The 18,323-nt window shown below is 65.6% G+C and carries 17 protein-coding genes; 15 read left to right on the forward strand and 2 right to left on the reverse strand.

Translation table 11 applies throughout. The features are described from left to right. Positions 1–31 precede the first annotated feature (31 nt). From NA5_RS23980 to NA5_RS24020, 9 genes are all read left to right on the forward strand, one after another. Positions 32–1,078 (forward strand): substrate-binding domain-containing protein, encoded by a 1,047-nt coding sequence (locus NA5_RS23980; RefSeq protein ID WP_062989801.1) that lies wholly within the window; start codon positions 32–34, stop codon positions 1,076–1,078. After that, a complete protein-coding gene (locus NA5_RS23985) occupies positions 1,069–2,589 on the forward strand; it encodes a sugar ABC transporter ATP-binding protein (RefSeq protein ID WP_062989803.1) in 1,521 nt (506 codons plus the stop codon). The genes NA5_RS23980 and NA5_RS23985 overlap by 10 nt, the downstream gene beginning before the upstream one ends. Further along, positions 2,586–3,626 (forward strand): ABC transporter permease, encoded by a 1,041-nt coding sequence (locus NA5_RS23990; RefSeq protein WP_062989805.1) that lies wholly within the window; start codon positions 2,586–2,588, stop codon positions 3,624–3,626. Before NA5_RS23985 ends, NA5_RS23990 begins: the two co-directional genes overlap by 4 nt. 19 nt (positions 3,627–3,645) lie before the next feature. Next, positions 3,646–4,530 carry an SMP-30/gluconolactonase/LRE family protein gene (locus NA5_RS23995; protein ID WP_062990000.1) on the forward strand — a complete coding sequence of 295 codons (885 nt, stop codon included), beginning with the start codon at positions 3,646–3,648 and terminating at the stop codon, positions 4,528–4,530. Further along, entirely contained in the window at positions 4,527–5,138 is a 612-nt protein-coding gene (locus NA5_RS24000; RefSeq protein WP_062989806.1) for a bifunctional 4-hydroxy-2-oxoglutarate aldolase/2-dehydro-3-deoxy-phosphogluconate aldolase, read from the forward strand. Before NA5_RS23995 ends, NA5_RS24000 begins: the two co-directional genes overlap by 4 nt. Before the next feature lie 233 nt (positions 5,139–5,371). Continuing rightward, the gene (locus tag NA5_RS24005) at positions 5,372–6,316 is read left to right on the forward strand and encodes a sugar kinase (RefSeq protein ID WP_062989808.1); all 945 of its coding nucleotides are present in this window, start codon (positions 5,372–5,374) and stop codon (positions 6,314–6,316) included. Positions 6,317–6,326: 10 nt separating this feature from the next. After that, entirely contained in the window at positions 6,327–7,082 is a 756-nt protein-coding gene (locus tag NA5_RS24010) for an SDR family NAD(P)-dependent oxidoreductase (RefSeq protein WP_062989810.1), read from the forward strand. Further along, positions 7,079–8,224 (forward strand): galactonate dehydratase, encoded by a 1,146-nt coding sequence (dgoD, locus tag NA5_RS24015; RefSeq protein WP_062989812.1) that lies wholly within the window; start codon positions 7,079–7,081, stop codon positions 8,222–8,224. The genes NA5_RS24010 and dgoD overlap by 4 nt, the downstream gene beginning before the upstream one ends. A 181-nt stretch (positions 8,225–8,405) precedes the next feature. Beyond that, on the forward strand, positions 8,406–10,268 hold the full coding sequence (locus NA5_RS24020) for an APC family permease (protein ID WP_245672375.1): 1,863 nt from the start codon (positions 8,406–8,408) through the stop codon (positions 10,266–10,268). A 91-nt stretch (positions 10,269–10,359) separates the two neighbouring features. On the opposite strand, the gene NA5_RS24025 is transcribed toward NA5_RS24020, so the two are convergent. Beyond that, positions 10,360–10,890, reverse strand: a complete 531-nt coding sequence (locus NA5_RS24025) for a CGNR zinc finger domain-containing protein (protein ID WP_062989816.1) — start codon at positions 10,888–10,890, stop codon at positions 10,360–10,362. A gap of 38 nt (positions 10,891–10,928) precedes the next feature. Here NA5_RS24025 and NA5_RS24030 point away from each other — a divergent pair, with 38 nt between their 5' ends. Continuing rightward, entirely contained in the window at positions 10,929–11,879 is a 951-nt protein-coding gene (locus NA5_RS24030) for an EamA family transporter (protein ID WP_062989818.1), read from the forward strand. A 53-nt stretch (positions 11,880–11,932) separates the two neighbouring features. Here NA5_RS24030 and NA5_RS24035 read toward each other — a convergent pair whose 3' ends face one another. Beyond that, the gene (locus NA5_RS24035) at positions 11,933–12,826 is read right to left on the reverse strand and encodes a LysR family transcriptional regulator ArgP (RefSeq protein ID WP_062989820.1); all 894 of its coding nucleotides are present in this window, start codon (positions 12,824–12,826) and stop codon (positions 11,933–11,935) included. Between the two features lie 71 nt (positions 12,827–12,897). Here NA5_RS24035 and NA5_RS24040 point away from each other — a divergent pair, with 71 nt between their 5' ends. The 5 genes from NA5_RS24040 to NA5_RS24060 all read left to right on the forward strand — a co-directional run bounded on the left by NA5_RS24040 (position 12,898) and on the right by NA5_RS24060 (position 18,297). Next, complete coding sequence (locus NA5_RS24040) at positions 12,898–13,521, forward strand: LysE/ArgO family amino acid transporter (RefSeq protein WP_174555266.1); 624 nt, start codon at positions 12,898–12,900, stop codon at positions 13,519–13,521. A gap of 90 nt (positions 13,522–13,611) precedes the next feature. Continuing rightward, complete coding sequence (locus tag NA5_RS24045; protein ID WP_062989822.1) at positions 13,612–14,409, forward strand: hypothetical protein; 798 nt, start codon at positions 13,612–13,614, stop codon at positions 14,407–14,409. 50 nt (positions 14,410–14,459) lie between these two features. Further along, positions 14,460–15,257: an N-acetylmuramoyl-L-alanine amidase gene (locus NA5_RS24050; RefSeq protein WP_084484389.1), complete on the forward strand. Its 798-nt coding sequence runs from the start codon at positions 14,460–14,462 to the stop codon at positions 15,255–15,257. A gap of 98 nt (positions 15,258–15,355) precedes the next feature. Next, positions 15,356–17,620: an MMPL family transporter gene (locus tag NA5_RS24055; protein ID WP_062989824.1), complete on the forward strand. Its 2,265-nt coding sequence runs from the start codon at positions 15,356–15,358 to the stop codon at positions 17,618–17,620. Further along, positions 17,617–18,297, forward strand: a complete 681-nt coding sequence (locus NA5_RS24060; RefSeq protein ID WP_062989826.1) for a TetR/AcrR family transcriptional regulator — start codon at positions 17,617–17,619, stop codon at positions 18,295–18,297. Before NA5_RS24055 ends, NA5_RS24060 begins: the two co-directional genes overlap by 4 nt. Positions 18,298–18,323: the final 26 nt, after the last annotated feature.

The following is an 18,323-nucleotide window of genomic DNA, read 5'->3' on the forward strand; positions in this document are numbered from 1 at the left end:
AGTGCCCGGCGCAGCATCAGAGGAGCACCCCATGTCCTGGACCCACCGAAGCCGTTGGACCAGAGCCGTTTTCTGCGGGGTATCGCTCGCGCTGGCCGCATCGGCCTGCTCATCTGGCAAGGACGATTCGCACGCGAGCGGTCCGCAGCACAACACCGGCGCGATCAGCCTGGTTTACGCCCAGAAGCAGGGCGATCAGGAGTACTTCATCGGCGAGGCCGAGGGGGCGAAGGCCAAGGCCAAGGAGTTGGGCATCGATCTGAAGGTGGTGAATCTCGGCAATGACGCGAACAAGGCCGTCACCGAGGTGCAGAACGCGGTGAACCAGAAGGCCAGCGGTGTGATCGTCGTGGTGCCGGATCCGTCGGTCGGCCCGCAGGTCGCCCAGCTCGCGAAGGCCGGTGGTGTCGCGCTGCTGACCTCCGATGACCAGGTCTGTACGAACGGTCCGGATCCGTCGTCCTGCGCGAAGGACAATCTGGTGCCCCGGGTCGGCTTCAGCGGCACCCAGATGGGCACCGAGGTCGGCACCCGCGCCGGTCAGGACTTCAAGAAGGCCGGTTGGAAGCCGGAGGAGACCGCGATCATCGACGCCTGGAAACAGGATGTGACCGTCTGCACCGACCGGGTCAAGGCCAACCAGAAGGCATTCAAGGACGCCGCCGGTGTGGACGTCAAGGTGATCGAGGTCGGCACCGATAACACCCCGTCGGATGCGCAGAACAAGATCTCCGCGACGGTGTCGGGCAATCGGTCGGTGAAGAACTGGATTGTCATGGGCTGCAACGACGAGAACGTCAGCGGTGGCGTCGCGGCGATCCAGAATGCCGGATACTCCGCCGATAATGTGCTCGGCGTCGGTCTCGGCGCCTACCTGGCCTGCAAGGAATGGCGCGGCGGCAAGCCGACCGGCTTCAAGGCGGCACTGTTCATCAATGGCAAAGACGTTGGCGCACTGTCGGTTCAGACGATCTACGACTACCTGAAGAACGGCAAGCAGATGCCGCCCGAGGCCTATGCGCCGACCAAGATGGTCGACTCGACCAACTGGCAGCAGGCGGGCGTCACATGCAGCTGACCGGACTGCGGGTATCCGGGCTGAGCAAGAGCTTCGCCGGGGTGCCGGCCCTGCGCGACGTGAGCCTGGATTTTCCCGCTGGTGCGGTGACCGCACTGATGGGTGAGAACGGGGCGGGTAAATCCACCCTGATCCGCATCCTCGGTGGCGATCACCGCCCGGACGGTGGCTGGCTCGAGTTGGATGGTGTGCGACTCGAGCTGGCCACCCCCGCCGACGCGCGGTCGGCCGGAATCCGGGTGATCGGCCAGGAGCCGGAGATCGTGCCGCATGTTTCCGTCGCCGAGAACGTCTATCTCGGATCGCTGCCGCGGCGCTCGGGCCGCCTGCTCGACCGCGCCGCGCTACGCGAACGGATGCGCGCCGACCTCGCCCGACTCGGCTTCGACCGTGACCTCGACCCGGACACTGTCGGCTCGAAACTCACTGCGGCGCAACGGCAATTGGTGGAGATCATGCGGGCGTTGACCACCGATGCCAAGGTGATCGCCTTCGACGAGCCGACTTCGTCATTGTCCGACCACGAGACCGAATCGCTGTTCGCGCTGATCGGTCGACTTCGCGAGCAGGGTCTCGCGGTGATCTATGTGTCACACCGGATGCGGGAGATCTTCCGGCTGGCCGATCGGGTCGCGGTACTGCGCGACGGAGCCCTGGTCGGTGCGCGGGCGACCGCCGACACCACCGATCGTGAAATCGTGCGGATGATGGTCGGCCGGGATCTGTCCACGTTGTTCGCGCGCAAGCACAATACGCCGGGGCGGGTTGTGCTCGAGGCGGATGCGGTGAGCACCGACGACGTCCACGACGTGAGTTTGCGGGTGCACGCCGGTGAGGTAGTCGCGCTGGCCGGGTTGGTCGGTGCGGGTCGCTCGGAACTGGCCGGGGCGCTGGCCGGTGATCTGCCGATCCATTCCGGCGAGGTGCGGGTGGAGGGTAAGAAGCTGCGTCTGCGGCAGCCGCGCGATGCGGTGCGAGCCGGGATGGGGTACGCGCCGGAGGAACGCAAGGCGCAAGCGCTGCTGCTGCATCGCGGTGTGCGCGACAATATTTCGCTCGCCATGCTCGACCGCTTGCGGCGGCTGCGGTTCGTCCGAGGCGGGGAAGAGCGGCGGCTGGCTCGCCAATATGTCGAATCGCTCAGGGTGCGAACACCTTCCATCGAGCAGGAGGTGCGCAAGCTCTCCGGCGGCAATCAGCAGAAGGTGGTGCTGGCCCGCTGGCTGGCCCGAAAACCCAAGGTGCTCATTCTGGATGAGCCCACCCGCGGCGTCGATGTCGGCGCCAAAATCGAGATCTACCACATCATCGAGGAACTGGCCGAATCCGGTGTCGCGGTGCTGGTGATCTCCTCGGAACTACCCGAAGTGCTCGGCCTGGCCGACCGGATCGTGGTCATGCAGCACGGCCGGGTCACCGGTGAACTGGACCGCGAAGAGGCCAGCGAGGAGGCGATTCTCGCGCTGGCCATGGCCGCCGACCTGTCGCATACATCGCGAGGAAACCCATGACAGACCAACAACTTTCGATCCCGGTGCAGACCGCCGCACCCTCGGTGTCGGCGCCCGGCGCGGCCATGCGTCGACTGGTGCAGGCGATCGGCACCGGAAATCTCAGCCTCATCGGCGCACTCGTGGTGGTCGTCGCGATCTTCGCCTGGCTCAACGACGGCTATCTGGATCCGGCGAATCTGGCCGGAATCGGTGAGGCGGTAACCGTTTTCGGTCTGCTCGCCGTGGTCCAGACGGTCGTGATCATCTGTGGTGCGCTCGATATCTCGGTCGGCTCGCAGGCCGGTGTCGCCTCGGTGATCAGCGCGATGGCCTTCACCGCGACCGCGGATAATGCCTGGTTGGGCATTCTGGCCGCGATCGGTGTCGGGCTGGTGCTCGGGGCGGTCAACGGGTTGATCATCGTCTACGGTCGCGTCAATCCGGTGATCGCGACACTGGCCACCTTGGCCGCGTTCAAGGGCGTCGCGCAGTTGATATCCGGTGGCAAGGCACAGGGCTTCGTGCTCGGCGACGATGTGTTCATCTTCATCGCGCGCGGCAAGATTCTGGGTCTGCCGGTGCCGGTGGTCATCCTCGCGGTGGTCGCGATCGGAATGCATGTGCTGCTGAAGTACACCGATATCGGGCGCAATATTTATGCCATCGGTGGAAATGACACGGCCGCAAGGCTTTCCGGTATCAATATCAACAAATACCTGATCGCGGTATTCGTGCTCGCGGGTGCGGTGGCGGCTATTGCCGGGATCATCCTGACCGCGCGAACCGGCTCCGGACAGCCGGTCTCGGGTAGTGAAGGGCTCGAGCTGAAGGCGATCACCGCGGCGGCGTTGGGTGGGTGTGCGCTGAAGGGCGGCAAGGGCACGATCGGGGGCACGCTGCTGGCCGTCGTGCTGCTCGGTGCGCTGGACAACGGGTTGAACGTCGTTGGCGTGAATACCTTCTGGCAGAACGTCGCTCAGGGGTCGTTGCTGGTGGCGGCGGTTGTCATTCAGCAGCGGCGCAGTGGGGAACGTGCGGTCGGGTTGCCGACCTAGCACCCGTCAGGAGCGAATGATGATCGAACTGAAAGCCGATCCGTGCTCGCCGCGGCCGGGCAGATTGTGTGAGGGACCGGTCTGGGATGACCGCACCGATGAGGTGCTGTGGGTGGACATTCCCGCCGGACGCATCCATCGCGCGACACTGCGCGACGGCGACCTCGTACAGCGATCCACCGTGGCGGTGGGCAAGCGGGTCAGCGCGGTGGTGCCGTGTGCGTCGGGCGGGCTGATCGCGACTGCCGTCGACACCTTCCTGCATATCGCTGACGGCACAATGACCGAGGTCGCGGCGCTGTCGCTGCCCGATGACGGGGTTCGGCGGCGGATGAACGATGCCAAGGCCGACCCGTGGGGGCGACTGTTCGCCGGGACCATGTCCGAAGACGAAATCCCGGGAACAGCGGCGCTTTATCGACTCGATCCCGATGGCGAGCTGAGTACCGTGCGACAGCAGGTGACGATCTCCAATGGTCTCGGCTGGAGCCCGGACGGTGCCACCCTGTATTACGCGGACAGCCCGACACATCGAGTCGAGGCGTTCGACTACGACTCGGCCACCGGCACTTTCCGCAATGGGCGTACCTTTGCCGAGTTCCCGGACGGTATGCCCGATGGATTGACCGTGGACGCAACGGGTTTCGTCTGGGTCGCCGTGTGGGGTGCGGGACAGGTGCGTTCGTTCGATCCATCGGGTCGGCCGTATGCGGTGATCGATGTAGGCCCGGCGCAGGTTTCCAGTTGCGCCTTCGCCGGGCCTGGCTTGGATGTCCTCGTAATCACAACGGCCGCAGAAGGTTCTCCCGATCCGGATGCCGGTCGGCTGTTCACCTGTCGGCCGGGTGTGACCGGTCTTGCGACGAATACCTACTCCGATGCGAGGTTGGTGAGCAACTCATGACCGATCACGTCCTTACCCTGGATCCGCCGGTAATCGCGATCCTGCGCGCCCCAACGGCCGCTCGCTTCGCCGAGGTGGCCGCCGTATTGCACGAGTCGGGCATTACGGCGGTGGAGTTCACGCTCAACTCGCCGGGCGCACTGGACGCACTGCGCGACTGCGCCGGATCCGCCCACCCGGTCGGTGCGGGCACGGTGCTCACCGCCAACGATGCCGCTCGAGCGGTGGATGCGGGTGCGGCATATCTGATCACACCGACGGTATGCACCGAGGTGATCGAGGAGGGCCGCCGCATGGGTATTCCGGTGATCTGTGGCGCGTTCACGCCCACCGAGATCCACAGCGCGTGGCAAGCGGGAGCGACCATGGTCAAGGTCTTTCCGGCCTCGGTCGGCGGTCCCGCTTATCTGAAGGCGATTCGAGGGCCGCTGAAAGAGATCCCGCTGGTGCCGACGGGCGGTATTGGGCTCGCCGATGCTCGGGCGTATATGGATGCGGGTGCCAGGGCCCTCGGCATGGGCTCGCCGCTCGTGGGTGACGCGTGCGTCGGCGGTGATCTGGATGCGCTGCGTGAGCGTGCGTCAGTGGTGCGAAAGGCGTTGCTGTGAGGTTCATTTCGCGGGACCGGAGTGCGGTCGCGACGGTGTGCGCGGGAGGCGTTGCCGTGAGATCTGGTTTGCCGGGGCAGGTCGCGGTCGAGTGTGCGCGCGATAATGTTGCTGCGCGGGCTGTTTCGCGCGATCGGATCGCGGTCGAGGTGTCCGGGAGGCATTGCGATGCCCGCTGATCTCCGTAATCCGATTGCGGTCACCGTGGCTTTCGGTGCGCGAAAGTCGGCGCGATGACCGGCGGATTGGTAACGCTCGGCGAAGCACTCGGTGTCGTCGCCGCAACCGAGCCCGGTCCGCTGGCTCCAGGTGCGGCGATGCGGATGGATTTCGCGGGCGCGGAAGCGACGGTCGCCATCGGCGTCCGCAGGTTGGGGCACGAGAGTGCATGGGTGGGCAGCGTCGGTGCCGATGCGATCGGCACCATGGTGCTCGATCGACTCCGCGCCGAACAGGTCGATATCTCGCGGTGCCGAATCGATCCGGAACTGCCGAGCGGACTGATGCTGCGCGAGCGTCGAACCGCCGACCACATGCGAGTCACCTACTACCGCAAGGGTTTCGCCGGATCTCGATTGTCGGCCGACGATATTGATACCGCTCAGATCGCCGCCGCACGGGTGCTGCATCTCACCGGCATCACCCCGGCACTGAGCCCATCCGCCCGCGACGCCGTCCACACCGCACTCGACGCCGCCGTCGATGCCGGGGCGACCATCTCCCTCGACATCAACTACCGCCGTGCGTTGTGGTCGGAATCAGACGCCGCCGTGGAACTTTCGAAGCTGATCTCCCGCGCCGATATCGTTTTCGCCGGTACGGACGAGGCAGCGATCCTGGTACCGGCGGCTACCCCGGCCGCGATGGCGGAATCCCTTGCCGCACTGGGCCCTTCGCAAGTGGTGATCAAACTCGGATCCGAAGGCGCACTCGCACAACACAACGGCGAGCTCATCCGGCAGCCAGCGGTGCAGATCCGCAGCGTCGACCCGGTCGGCGCGGGCGATGCGTTCGTCGCGGGCTACCTCGCCGGTGTGCTCGACAACGGCTCCGTGCGGCACAGCCTGCAATTGGCCGCCACCTGCGGCGCGTTCGCCGTATCCGTACCCGGTGACTGGGCTGGCCTGCCGTTGCGGCACGAGCTGGGCCTGCTCACCGGCGCCGATATCAACCGATGAGGGGAAGAGCATGAGTCGTCTGGCAGACCGGGTCGCGGTCGTCACCGGGGGTGCGTCCGGCATCGGTGCGGCCACCGCCCACCGGCTCGCCGCTGAGGGCGCGGCGGTGGTTATCGCCGATATCGCCGAAACCGCTGGGCGCGAGGTCGCTTCGAAGATCCGCGCGGCCGGTCACCGAGCCGAATTCGTCCGGTGCGATGTGACTTGGGAGGATTCCTGGATCGAGCTACGCGATAGCGTCAACGAGCTCTTCGGACCGCTGGACTTCTTGTGCAGCAACGCATCCCGACAGGCCACCATCCCGGCACACGAACTGACCAGGCAGGCCTGGGATGACGGCCTCGCGGTCAACCTGACCCCGCTGTTCCTGGGCCTGCACACCTTCATCGACGATCTGCGTAGCCGCGGCGGCAATGTGGTCGCGGTATCCAGTGTGCATGCCCAGTTCGGGCTACCCGGATATCCGGTCTATGCCGCCGCCAAGGGCGGGTTGACCGCACTGGTTCGGCAGCTGGCCGTCGAGTACGGGCGCTCGCGCGTGCGGGTCAATGCCGTGCTGCCCGGACCGATTCTCACCCCGGTATGGGATGACGTAGACGAGGCAGGTCGACGGCTGTCAGCCCAGGCCACCGCCCTGGACCGGATGGGCGCACCCGAGGAGGTCGCCGCCGCGGTGGCCTTCCTCGCCTCCGACGACGCGTCCTTCATCACCGGTGCCAACCTGGTCGTCGACGGCGGCTGGAGCGTGCGAAAGGAGTCACGGTGAAGATCACCGCACTCACCACCTACTTGGTCGCCCCGCGCTGGTGCTTCCTGAAGATCGAGACCGACGAGGGCATCACCGGTTGGGGCGAGCCGGTGCTCGAGGGGCGCGCGCACACCGTCGCGGCCGCGGTCGACGAACTGGCCGACTACCTCGTCGGCAAGGATCCGATGAGCATCGAAGCGCACTGGCAGGTGTTGACCAAGGGCGGTTTCTATCGGGGCGGACCGATCCTGTCGAGTGCGGTCGCGGGCGTCGACCAGGCGCTGTGGGATATCACCGGAAAGGCTCTTGGCGTACCGGTTTGGCAGTTGCTGGGCGGTGCCGTCCGTGATCGTGTCCGGGTGTACAGCTGGATCGGCGGCGATCGCCCCGATGATGTCGCGCGGGCCGCGGTGGAGCGAAAAGAGCAGGGCTTCACCGCGATCAAGATGAACGGCTCCGCCGAATTGGAGCTGATCGATACACCGCGCGCGACCCGAGGCATTGTCGATCGAGTTGCGGCGGTACGCGAGGCGACCGGCGACGACTTCGATATCGCCGTCGATTTCCATGGCCGCCTATCCATTCCGATGGCGCGACGGGTGCTGCCGCTGCTCGAACCGTATCTGCCGTTCTTCGTCGAGGAACCACTCGTCCCGGAGTGCAGCAGCCAGATCGGCGAGATCACCCGCGCGACAAGCATTCCCATCGCCACCGGTGAACGGCTCTATTCGCGTTGGGATTTCAATGCGGTGCTCGATCAGGGCATCGCGGTAGTCCAACCCGATCTCTCGCACGCGGGTGGCATCTCCGAGGTCCGTCGCATCGCCGCGCTCGCCGAGGCCCGCGATATCTCCCTCGCCCCACACTGCCCCCTCGGCCCTATTGCCCTCGCCGCCAGCCTCCAGGTCGGTTTCGCCACCCCCAACCTGCTCATCCAGGAGCAAAGCCTCGGAATCCACTACAACACCGGCTCCGACTTGCTCGACTACCTCACCGACCCGACGGTTTTCGCCTACCGCGACGGCTACGTCGACCTGCTGCAAGCCCCCGGCCTCGGCATCCAGATCGATGAAGCGGCGGTGGTCCGCGCCGCCGAACAGGGCCACCGCTGGCGAAATCCGATCTGGCACCGCAAGGACGGCTCCTTCGCCGAGTGGTGACGCCTTCATTGTCCGTTTGATGTTTCCCGTAGATTTGCCCGGGTCGGCGACAATCCGCGGCACCGGACGAACATCGCAAGGAAATAACGTGACCACAACCGACGAACGCACGCGCTCACCCTTCTCGGCCTGGCTCCTACAGGGCGCGACCGATGAGCGCTATTCGCAGCATGCGGGACCGATGCGCAAACCGGGCGATGCCGAACACGAGCGGTCCTGGTGGCAGGTGATGTGCCTGACCGGTGTCGACTACTTCTCCACCCTCGGCTATCAGCCGGGTATCGCAGCGGTCGCGGCCGGTGTGCTGTCGCCGCTGGCCACACTGGTGCTCGTCGCGCTGACGCTGTTCGGGGCGCTACCGGTATATCGGCGGGTGGCGCGGGAGAGCCCACACGGCGGCGGTTCGCTGGCCATGTTCGCCGAACACCTACCGCGCTGGACCGGCAAGATCTTCATCCTGGTGCTGCTCGGGTTCGCGGCAACCGATTTCGTCATCACCATGACCCTATCCGCCGCCGACGGTGCCGCCCATATCGTCGAAAACCCTTATGTGCCTGCGGCTCTGCACAATCACAACTTGATCATCACGCTGGTTCTGCTGGCCTTGCTCGCGGCGATCTTTCTGAAGGGTTTCGCCGAGGCCATAAAGATCGCGGTTGCGTTGGTCGGTGCTTATCTATCACTGAATGTCATTGTCGCCGTTGTCGGTTTGTATCACGTGCTCACCGCCGGTGATCTCGTCGTCGACTGGACGCATGCGCTGACCGCCGAACACGGCAATGTCGCGGCGATGATCGGCGTCTCGCTGCTGGTGTTCCCGAAGCTGGCGCTCGGACTGTCAGGCTTCGAGACCGGTGTCGCCGTCATGCCGCAAATCAAGGGTGCGCCAGGGGATTCCGAGGAGAACCCGGTCGCTCGCATCGCGGGTGCGCGCAAGCTGTTGACCACCTCCGCCCTGATCATGAGCAGCTTCCTCATCGTGACGAGTTTCATTACGGTCGTGCTGATTCCGGAGCGGGAATTCGAAGCGGGTGGGTCCGCGAACGGTCGAGCGCTCGCCTGGCTGGCGCACAAATACCTCGGCGATATGTTCGGCACCGTGTACGACGTGAGCACCATCGCGATCCTCTGGTTCGCGGGCGCCTCGGCCATGGCCGGACTGCTGAACCTGGTGCCGCGCTACCTGCCTCGCTATGGCATGGCGCCGGAGTGGGCGCGTGCCGTGCGGCCGCTGGTGCTGGTATTCGCGGCCATCGCCTTCGGTATCACCTGGTACTTCGACGCCGATGTCGACGCCCAGGGCGGTGCGTATGCGACCGGCGTGCTCGTGCTCATCACCTCCGCAGCGGTCGCGGTGACCCTGTCGGCCGCGCGGAAGGCCGAGCGCAACAAGGTAATAGGCTTCGGCGCGATATCGGCGGTCTTCGTCTACACCACCATCACCAATGTCTTCGAACGTCCCGAGGGTGTGCAGCTGGCATCGCTGTTCATCGTGGCGATCATCGTCATATCGTTCGCTTCGCGCGCCCGCCGCTCCTTCGAATTGCGCGCCATCGAGGTGACTTTCGATGAAACCGCCGCCCGCATGATCGATCAGGCCGCGGCCGAGGGCATGATCCGCATCGTCACCCACGACATCGACCAGCGCAGGCCCGAGGAGTATCGGGAGAAGGAAGCGGATCAACGCCTGGAGAGCCACATCCCCGCCGACGCCCCGATCCTGTTCCTCGAGGTCATCGTCCGCGACGCCTCCGACTTCAGCACCGACCTGCGCGTCACCGGCCTCGATCTCGAGGGCTACCGCATCCTCAGCGTCGAAGCCACCGCCATCCCCAACTCCATCGCCGCCATCCTGCTCGCCATCCGCGACCGCACCGACCTGGAACCACACGTCTATTTCGAATGGACAGAAGGCAACCCGCTGGTCAACCTCCTCAAATTCCTCTTCATCGGCGAAGGCGAGGTAGCCCCCGTAACCCGCGAAATCATCCGCCGCGCCGTCCCCAACCCCGCCAACCGCCCCCACATCCACGTCGACAGCTGACGCCCCTGGACGGATGATCACCATGCGCTGGCGCAGTTGCCCTCTCGGCCGATGCCGCCAAGGATGCATGCTGATCGCATCGGCTGGTCGTTCACTTCTTTCTGGCGCGGTAGGCGGCGACAGCGTTGCGGTTTCCGCATGCGGTGCTGCAGTAGCGGCGTGATCTATTACGGGACAGGTCGAGGACCAGGCCTTCGCAGCTCTCGTCGGCGCACAGGGACAACCGACTGAGCTCGTCGGAGCGGACCAGATCGATCATGGCCATCGCGGTCTCGACGGCAATGCGAACCGGGAGCGGAGCCTGCGCGGGCACCGCGTGGATGTGGTAGTCGACCTCGCCGTGCCGGACCAGTTGCGGCAGGGCCCGATGCTTCGCCAGCGTCTCGTTGATCAGCCGCACCGTCGTATCGCGATCACTGGTCAGCATCCGACGTAAGGGTGTGCGCAAGGCTCGCACCGCAGCGAGCTCGGCGGCGTCCCCGGAGTGCGCGCCGGTGTAGACGTGCTTGACGAAAAACGCGTCGAGCTGGGCGATCTCGGTCAACGTATCCGGCTCCTCCGCCGAATTCACCAGCTCCACCGCGGCAACCAGCGCCGCCTCAGTGTCATGAGCAAAGACCATGTTGACATATTACCCGACCAGCCTTAGCGTCATGAGTCATGGATACGATGACTAATGACAGCACTGCGCAGCGGCTGCGGATGGGACTGCTCTGCGCGGTAGTGTCCGCGTCTTCGTTCGGGCTGTCCGGTTCACTGGCTCGCGGCTTGATGAATGCGGGCTGGAGCTCCGCGTCCGTGGTGGCGGTCCGTGTGCTGGTCGCCGCGGCGGTGCTGCTGCCGATCGCGTTGGTGCAGCTCCATGGTGACTGGGATCTGTTGCGCCGCAACGCATCCTTGATCACCGCGTACGGCCTTCTCGCCGTTGCCGGGACCCAACTCGCCTACTTCAACGCCGTCGCCCATATGCAAGTCGGCGTCGCGCTGCTCATCGAATACACCGCGCCGGTCGCCGTTGTCGGCTGGCTGTGGCTTCGTCACAGCCAACGACCCAGTGCGGCAATGGTTCTCGGCGCACTACTCGGTATGACGGGCCTGATCCTGGTCATCGATTTGCGTTTGGGCCTGGCTGCCAGCGGCATCGGCATCGCCTGGGCCATCGCCGCCATGATCGGAGCCGCCGCATACTTCCTGCTCTCCGCCCACGGCGACGGCACGCTACCGGGCACCGTACTGGCCGCCGGTGGCCTCCTCCTCGGCGGACTCGCCCTCCTCGCGGCAGGCGTGATCGGCATCGTCCCCCTCCGAGCGACCACCAATCCCGTTGTCTTCCAAAACTTCAGCGTCGCTTGGTGGCTCCCGGTCCTCGCGTTGGGCACGATCACCGCCGCCCTCGCCTACGTCTCCGGCATCGCCGCCACCCGCCTCCTCGGATCCCGCCTCGCCTCCTTCGTAGCCCTCTTCGAAGTGCTGGCCGCCCTGGCCTTCGCCTGGGTCCTCCTCGGCGAGTCACCCCGCCCCCTCCAACTCCTCGGCGGCGCCCTGATCCTCATAGGAGTAATCACCGTCCGCCAAGGCGAAACCGCCCCTGTTTCAAGCCGAGAACGCTGAAGCGAGGAAACGACCACGCCCCATTCCACCGCGCATCGACCGCCTTCCCGAAGTCACCGCCGTGGACGATCTGACAGCGCCTCGGCCGCGGCAGCCGCGATAGCACCCGCAACCCCACTGAGCGCAGGCGAATCGACCTTCCACTGCTGCCAAAACAGCGGCACGTCGATATACGAATCCCCATCGATGGGCACGAGGTCCCGCCCACCTCGGGTCTGCAGATCCGGCAACATCCCCCACCCGAGCCCGATCCGAATCGCCTCCGCGAATCCGGCCGACGACGGCACATAATGCCGCGGCGGATCCACCGGCTGACCACACCGCCGCCGCAGCTGCCGATCCTGCAGATCGTCCTTGCGATCGAAAAGTACCACCGGCGCAACGGAATACGCCTCGGCCGTCGGACCGTCCGCGAACCAGGTTCGCGCGAACCGCGGACTCGCCATGGGCCGATAACGCATGGCGCCGAGCCGCTCCACCCGACACCCCTGCACCGCCGACGAGGTGGCGGTGATCGCCGCCATCACCGTTCCGTCGCGCAGCAATCGAGTCGTATGCTCCTCGTCCTCGCGATGTATCTCGAAACACACACCGGCGGGCGCCTGCCGCAACGCTGGCATCACCCACGTTTCCAGCGAGTCGGCATTGACCGCGATCGGCACCCGGATCGGCCGATCCGCGGGACGATCGACATCGCCGAGTTCGCGTGCGGTATCTCCGGCGAGCAGTTCGATCTGTCGCGCCAACCGCAGCACCGCGAGCCCGGATTCGGTGGGCCGCACCGGTTTCGTGCGTTGCAGCAGGATGCGACCGGCGGCGTCCTCCAGCGCCTTGATGCGTTGACTGACCGCCGACGGCGTCACGCGAAGACTGCGCGCGGCCGCGTCGAAGGTGCCCTCGGTGACCGCCGCGTTGAGCGCGCGGAGCTGATCGAGCTGCAGGTCCATTAAGAAATAGTAAAGGTACTTCAGAATCTTTAGCTGGCCTGGTTGAAGCAACGGACCTAGCGTCGACACATGTGACGGCATCATCGGCGGCCCTGGCGGCCATCTCTGGACTCGGCTTCGGACTCTCCTTGATCGTGGCGATCGGCGCGCAGAACGCCTTCGTCCTGCGACAAGGTCTGCGCGGCCAACATGTGCTCGCCGTGGTCGCGGTATGCACCGTCTCCGACATCGTGCTGATCGCGGCGGGAGTCGGCGGGTTGGGTGTAGTGGTCCAATCGGCCCCCGTGTTGCTGACGGTGATCCGCTATGCCGGAGCCGCATTTCTACTCGGTTACGGCCTTCTCGCCGCCCGCCGCGCCTTCGCGGCATCGAGCCTGACCGCCGACTCCACCGGCGCCACCGTCGCACTCGGCGCGACCGTCCTCACCTGCCTGGCACTGACTTGGCTCAACCCGCACGTCTACCTGGACACGGTGCTGCTGCTCGGCTCCTTCGCCAATACCTACACCAGCCCGGACCGCTGGTTCCTCGGTGCGGGTGCGATGGTCGCCAGCATCATCTGGTTCACCTCGCTCGGCTACGGCGCCCGCAAACTCGGCCCGTTATTCGCCCGCCCGATCGCATGGCGGGTACTCGATTCGGTGATCGCGGCCGTGATGTTCGGTCTTGCGCTGGGCTTATTGCTCACCGGCTAAGCTGGCCGAACCTGCAACGCCGGGGGATCGGATCGCGATCAGTACGTGATGGGTGGGGGTCGCCGCCCCGGCGGGAGAGGTGGGCAGGCAGTGAATTATCCGTACGGTTACGGGGAGCAGCCGCGGCAGGATCCGGCACCGTGGGGGCAGCCGGTGGAGCAGGGCTGGGGTCAGACCGGCTATCCGATGGGATATCCCAGCGCGCCGCCGCCGAGCCCGCCACCGAAATCGAAGACCGGTGTGATCGTCGCGGTGGTGCTCGGACTGGTCGCGGTGCTCGCCGTGGTCGGCGTCGGTCTGGTGGTCATCACCGGACGCGACAAGGACCCATCACAGGCATCGAATGCCACGGCCACCGTCGTTCCAGCGACGAGCGCTCCGCGCACCAGCATCCCGCGAACGACCACGACGACCCCGCCCACGGGCCAGCCGCCCACGGGCAAGCTCACCTACCACGACTTCGCCGGTGACTGGAACTTCAAATTCGATAGCGTCGAACTGCACGCCGACTGGGTTGAGGGCCGCGACCACGCCAACTGCCGCGATTTCGAGATCAACGGCAAGCTCACCGGCTTGGGCTGCCAGTACGCCGCCGAAATGGTGTACCGGGCCGAGGGCGGCGGGCTGAAGATCACCCAATTCGTCCTCGCGATGTCGACCGAGGGCCAGGCCACGGCCGCACTCGGCAAGTTCACCGACGAGGACCTGCACCTGCGACCGGGTACCTACATCGACAATTTCGTCACTGGCAAATGGCGCGACGGGACCGAGAAGGAGTTCGTCGTGGTCACGGTGGCCACCGCCAATGCGGCCGTCGCCGCGGACACGGTCAAGAAATATCTCCAGTACCGGCACGCGGATACGCTCGGCGCGCTGGCCTTCCGATAGTCATCGCCGCGTCGATGAACCGGCCGCAAGCCTGTGGCAGTGTCGATGTCATGCGATGGCGAAGCTGGAAGACGACCGCCGCGATCTGCGCGTGGGGCATGTTGCTCAGTGGATGCGCGCACGACGCATCCGGCTCATCGGCGCGCAGCACGACGCCGCCGCTGAGCGACGAACCGTCGACGGACCCGCCGCATGTCATCGCCGATGACCGCGTCGTCGTCATCGACCCCGGACACAATGGCGGCAATGCCGCCCAGCCCGGCGAGATCAACCGTCAGGTGCCGGACGGTCGCGGAAAAACCAAGGCGTGCAACACAACCGGCACATCGGCCACCGATGGCTACGCCGAGCACGAATTCACCTGGGATGTCGCCATCCGTGTCCGGGATGCCTTGTCCGCCCGCGGAATTCGCGTCGTACTCACCCGCGATAACGATGCGGGCGTCGGCCCGTGCGTCGATGAACGCGCCGCCATCGGAAACCGCAGTGGTGCAGCGGCCGTCGTCTCGATCCATGCTGACGGCGCCGCCGCGGGCGCGCACGGCTTCCACGTCGCGTACTCCTCGCCGCCGTTGAACCAGGCACAGGGTGAACCGTCGCAGCGACTGGCAACGATATTGCGCGGCACCATGATCGGGTCCGGCTTCGTTCCGTCCACCTATGTCGGCTCCGATGGCATGAACCCGCGCGCGGATCTGGCGGGGCTCAATCTCTCCGAACGCCCGGTCGCGCTCGTCGAATGCGGAAATATGCGCGATCCGGGGGACGCGGCGCTGATCGAATCGCCGGACGGGCGGGCGAGGTATGCCGACGCCATCGCCGATGCGATCGTTGCCTTCCTGGGGTGATCGGGATCACTATTTGTTAGCTGAGCACCCCTATCCCTATTGAGTTAACGGCGTTACGCTAACGCTGTTACCTGGCAGTCGAACTAGGGGAGTCGCTCATGCTGGTACGGATCGCACATCTGGCCACCAGGCATCCGAAGACGATCCTGCTCGCCGCCGCACTGTTGGCCATACTCTGCGGTGCATTCGGCGCCACCGCGATGTCGCATATGAAGACCGGCGGTTTCACGCCGGACGACGCCGAATCGTCGCAAGTGACCAGGCTGATCGCGGATAACTTCGGCGGCGCGGAACCCAACCTCATCCTGCTGGTGCGCGATGAGTCCGGCGCGAACAGTCCGGCCGCCGAGGCCGCGGGCGCGAAGCTGGTCGACACATTGCGCTCGCGCGGCGATGTGATCGGCATCCAGTCCTATTGGAACGCGCCGCAGGCGCTGTCGTCGGCATTGCGCAGCAAGGACGGTAAGAGCGCGCTGGTGCTCGGCTATATCACCGGCGAGGAGTCCGTGGCCCAGCAGAGGGCAGGTGCGATCGCCGAAGAGGTCACCGGAACCAATGACGGCGTCAGCATCTATCAGGGCGGGCTCAGCTCCCTTTACCACGACTCGAACGAGCAGATCACCCACGATCTAGCGGTCGCCGAGAGCGTGGCCATCCCGCTGTCGTTCATCGTGCTGATCCTGGTATTCGGCAGTCTGGTCGCGGCCTTCCTGCCGCTTGCCGTCGGCATGTTCGCGATCTTGACCACCCTCGCGATCCTGCGCACCCTCACGCTCTTCACCGATTTGTCGATCTACGCGCTGAATCTGACCACGGCAATGGGCCTTGCCCTAGCGATCGACTACAGCCTGTTCATTGTCAGCCGATATCGCGAGGAACTCGGCAATGGACTCGATATCGAGGCGGCCGTGGTGCGCGCGGTGCAGACCGCGGGACGCACGGTGCTGTACTCGGCGCTGACCGTCGCGCTCTCGGTGGCCGCGCTGGGCGTGTTCAACCTGTACTTCCTGAAATCCTTCGCCTACGCGGGCATTGCGGTGGTCGCCGCGGCCGCCGCCGCGTCTATCCTGGTCCTGCCCGCGGTGCTGATGCTGCTCGGACATCGGGTGAACGCATTGGATCTGCGAAAGCCCTTGGCGCGCTTGCTCGGTCGTGACCTGCACGCGGAGCGCGCACCCGAGCAGAGCTTGTGGTACAGCACGGTGCAGTGGGTGATGCGCCATGCCGCACCGGTCGCCATCGCGATCATCGTGCTGATGCTGGCGGTCGGATCCCCGTTCCTCGGCGTGAAATTCGGCTATCCGGACGATCGAGTGCTCAATTCGGGCGCCTCGTCCACCAGCCGCACGGTCGGCGACACACTGCGCTCGGACTTCCGATCCAATGCCGCGACCAACGTCACCGTGGTGCTCGACGACTACCACGGAAGTCCGGCCGCGATCGGCGATTACGCCGCCGCGCTTTCGAAGGTCGATGGCGTGTCCGGAGTGCTCTCGGGTGTCGGTCTGTACACCGGTGGACTGAAGGCGGCGCCCGGATCGCCGCAGATGACCAATGACACCGGCACATTCCTCACTGTCGCGACGACGGTCGATCCCTTCACCACCGAGGGTAAGACACAACTGGACCGGCTTCGCGAGGTCCCGAGCCCGGGACCGGTACTTTTCGGCGGCAGCGCCGCGATCAACCGCGACTCCCTCGACGCGCTGGGCGCACGACTTCCGCTGGCCGGTGCGCTGATCGCGCTCGCCGCCTTCGTGGTGCTGTTCCTGTTCACCGGAAGTGTGCTGCTGCCGCTGAAAGCCCTTGCCCTCAATACGCTTTCGTTGACCGCGGCGTTCGGTGCGATGGTCTGGATCTTCCAGGACGGGCACTTGTCCAGCGTTTTCGGCAATGACGCGACCGGATATCTGGTCCCGACCATGCCGATCCTGATGTTCTGCCTCGCCTTCGGAATGTCCATGGACTACGAGGTATTCCTGCTCTCGCGCATTCGCGAGGAGTGGGTGGCCTCCGGGCGCACCGCCGAGGACAACACTCGCGCGGTCGCGCTCGGCGTCGCGCGCACCGGTCGGATCTTCACCGCGGCCGCACTTTTGATGGCCATCGTGATGGCCGCCATGGTCACCTCGAAGGTATCGTTCATCCAGATGACTGGCCTTGGGCTCACTTTGACGGTGCTCGCGGACGCTACGCTGATCCGCGGCCTGCTCGCGCCCGCACTCATGCGGCTGCTCGGCACCGCGAACTGGTGGGCGCCTGCGCCGCTGGCCAAGCTGCATGCCAAGATCGGCTTGAGTGAGGGCGGAACATCGCCGGGCACAACCGAATCCGATAAACACCAACTAGCCGGACGAACGTGAATTTTACTCCGAGGCAACGTTCGGCACGTGGCTCCGGTGCGGAACTGCGTGCCGAAATCCTCGATGCCACAAAGCAACTGCTGGCCCGTAGCGGGCATGTAGACGCGGTATCGATCCGGCAGATCGCCAAGATCGTCGGTGTCACCCCGCCGTCCATCTACCGCCATTTCGCGGACAAGGACCAGCTGATCGAGTCGGTGGTGGCCCAGGTATTCGAGGATCTGAACGCGGAAATGCTGGCCGCATCCGATCCGAACGAGTCGCCGATGGAGCGTTTGCGTCAGCAGGGGCTGGCGTATGTCCGGTTCGCCAGGGAACATCCCGAGCAGTACCGCCTGGCCATGACGCCCGGCGAGACGGCGGGCGCGGTCGACCAGGTGCTGACCAGCAGTGCCTTCGCCCACTTCGCGGCGACCATCACCGAGTGCATGAACCGCGGCGTCATCACGCCGGGCGACCCGGTGCCGGTCGTCTTGGAGCTGTGGGCGAGCGCGCACGGCATCGCTTCGCTGCTGATCGCGAAACCCTATCTGCCGTGGGGCGATGTGGAGGCCTTCGCCGATCGGGTAATGCGCTCGATCTGTGTCGGTCGGGTCGTCATCGATAACGTGCTCGGCGCGGATGTGTCTCCCGACGCCCTCGCCCAGTGGGCGACGGAGAACCGTCGGGTGTCCTGAGCCGCGCTCAGGGCCGCGAAGGCGAT

It is taken from the genome of Nocardia anaemiae NBRC 100462 (genome assembly GCF_001612725.1).
Lineage (GTDB): Bacteria > Actinomycetota > Actinomycetes > Mycobacteriales > Mycobacteriaceae > Nocardia > Nocardia anaemiae.

What these genes read in the sequence shown, in the direction of transcription:
- NA5_RS23980 (WP_062989801.1), top strand. Translation starts at nt 32, where the DNA reads ATGTCCTGGACCCACCGAAGCCGTTGGACCAGAGCCGTTTTCTGCGGG.
- NA5_RS23985 (WP_062989803.1), top strand. Translation starts at nt 1,069, where the DNA reads ATGCAGCTGACCGGACTGCGGGTATCCGGGCTGAGCAAGAGCTTCGCC.
- NA5_RS23990 (WP_062989805.1), top strand. Translation starts at nt 2,586, where the DNA reads ATGACAGACCAACAACTTTCGATCCCGGTGCAGACCGCCGCACCCTCG.
- NA5_RS23995 (WP_062990000.1), top strand. Translation starts at nt 3,646, where the DNA reads ATGATCGAACTGAAAGCCGATCCGTGCTCGCCGCGGCCGGGCAGATTG.
- NA5_RS24000 (WP_062989806.1), top strand. Translation starts at nt 4,527, where the DNA reads ATGACCGATCACGTCCTTACCCTGGATCCGCCGGTAATCGCGATCCTG.
- NA5_RS24005 (WP_062989808.1), top strand. Translation starts at nt 5,372, where the DNA reads ATGACCGGCGGATTGGTAACGCTCGGCGAAGCACTCGGTGTCGTCGCC.
- NA5_RS24010 (WP_062989810.1), top strand. Translation starts at nt 6,327, where the DNA reads ATGAGTCGTCTGGCAGACCGGGTCGCGGTCGTCACCGGGGGTGCGTCC.
- NA5_RS24020 (WP_245672375.1), top strand. Translation starts at nt 8,406, where the DNA reads ATGCGCAAACCGGGCGATGCCGAACACGAGCGGTCCTGGTGGCAGGTG.
- NA5_RS24025 (WP_062989816.1), bottom strand. Translation starts at nt 10,890, where the DNA reads ATGGTCTTTGCTCATGACACTGAGGCGGCGCTGGTTGCCGCGGTGGAG.
- NA5_RS24030 (WP_062989818.1), top strand. Translation starts at nt 10,929, where the DNA reads ATGGATACGATGACTAATGACAGCACTGCGCAGCGGCTGCGGATGGGA.
- NA5_RS24035 (WP_062989820.1), bottom strand. Translation starts at nt 12,826, where the DNA reads ATGGACCTGCAGCTCGATCAGCTCCGCGCGCTCAACGCGGCGGTCACC.
- NA5_RS24050 (WP_084484389.1), top strand. Translation starts at nt 14,460, where the DNA reads ATGCGATGGCGAAGCTGGAAGACGACCGCCGCGATCTGCGCGTGGGGC.
- NA5_RS24055 (WP_062989824.1), top strand. Translation starts at nt 15,356, where the DNA reads ATGCTGGTACGGATCGCACATCTGGCCACCAGGCATCCGAAGACGATC.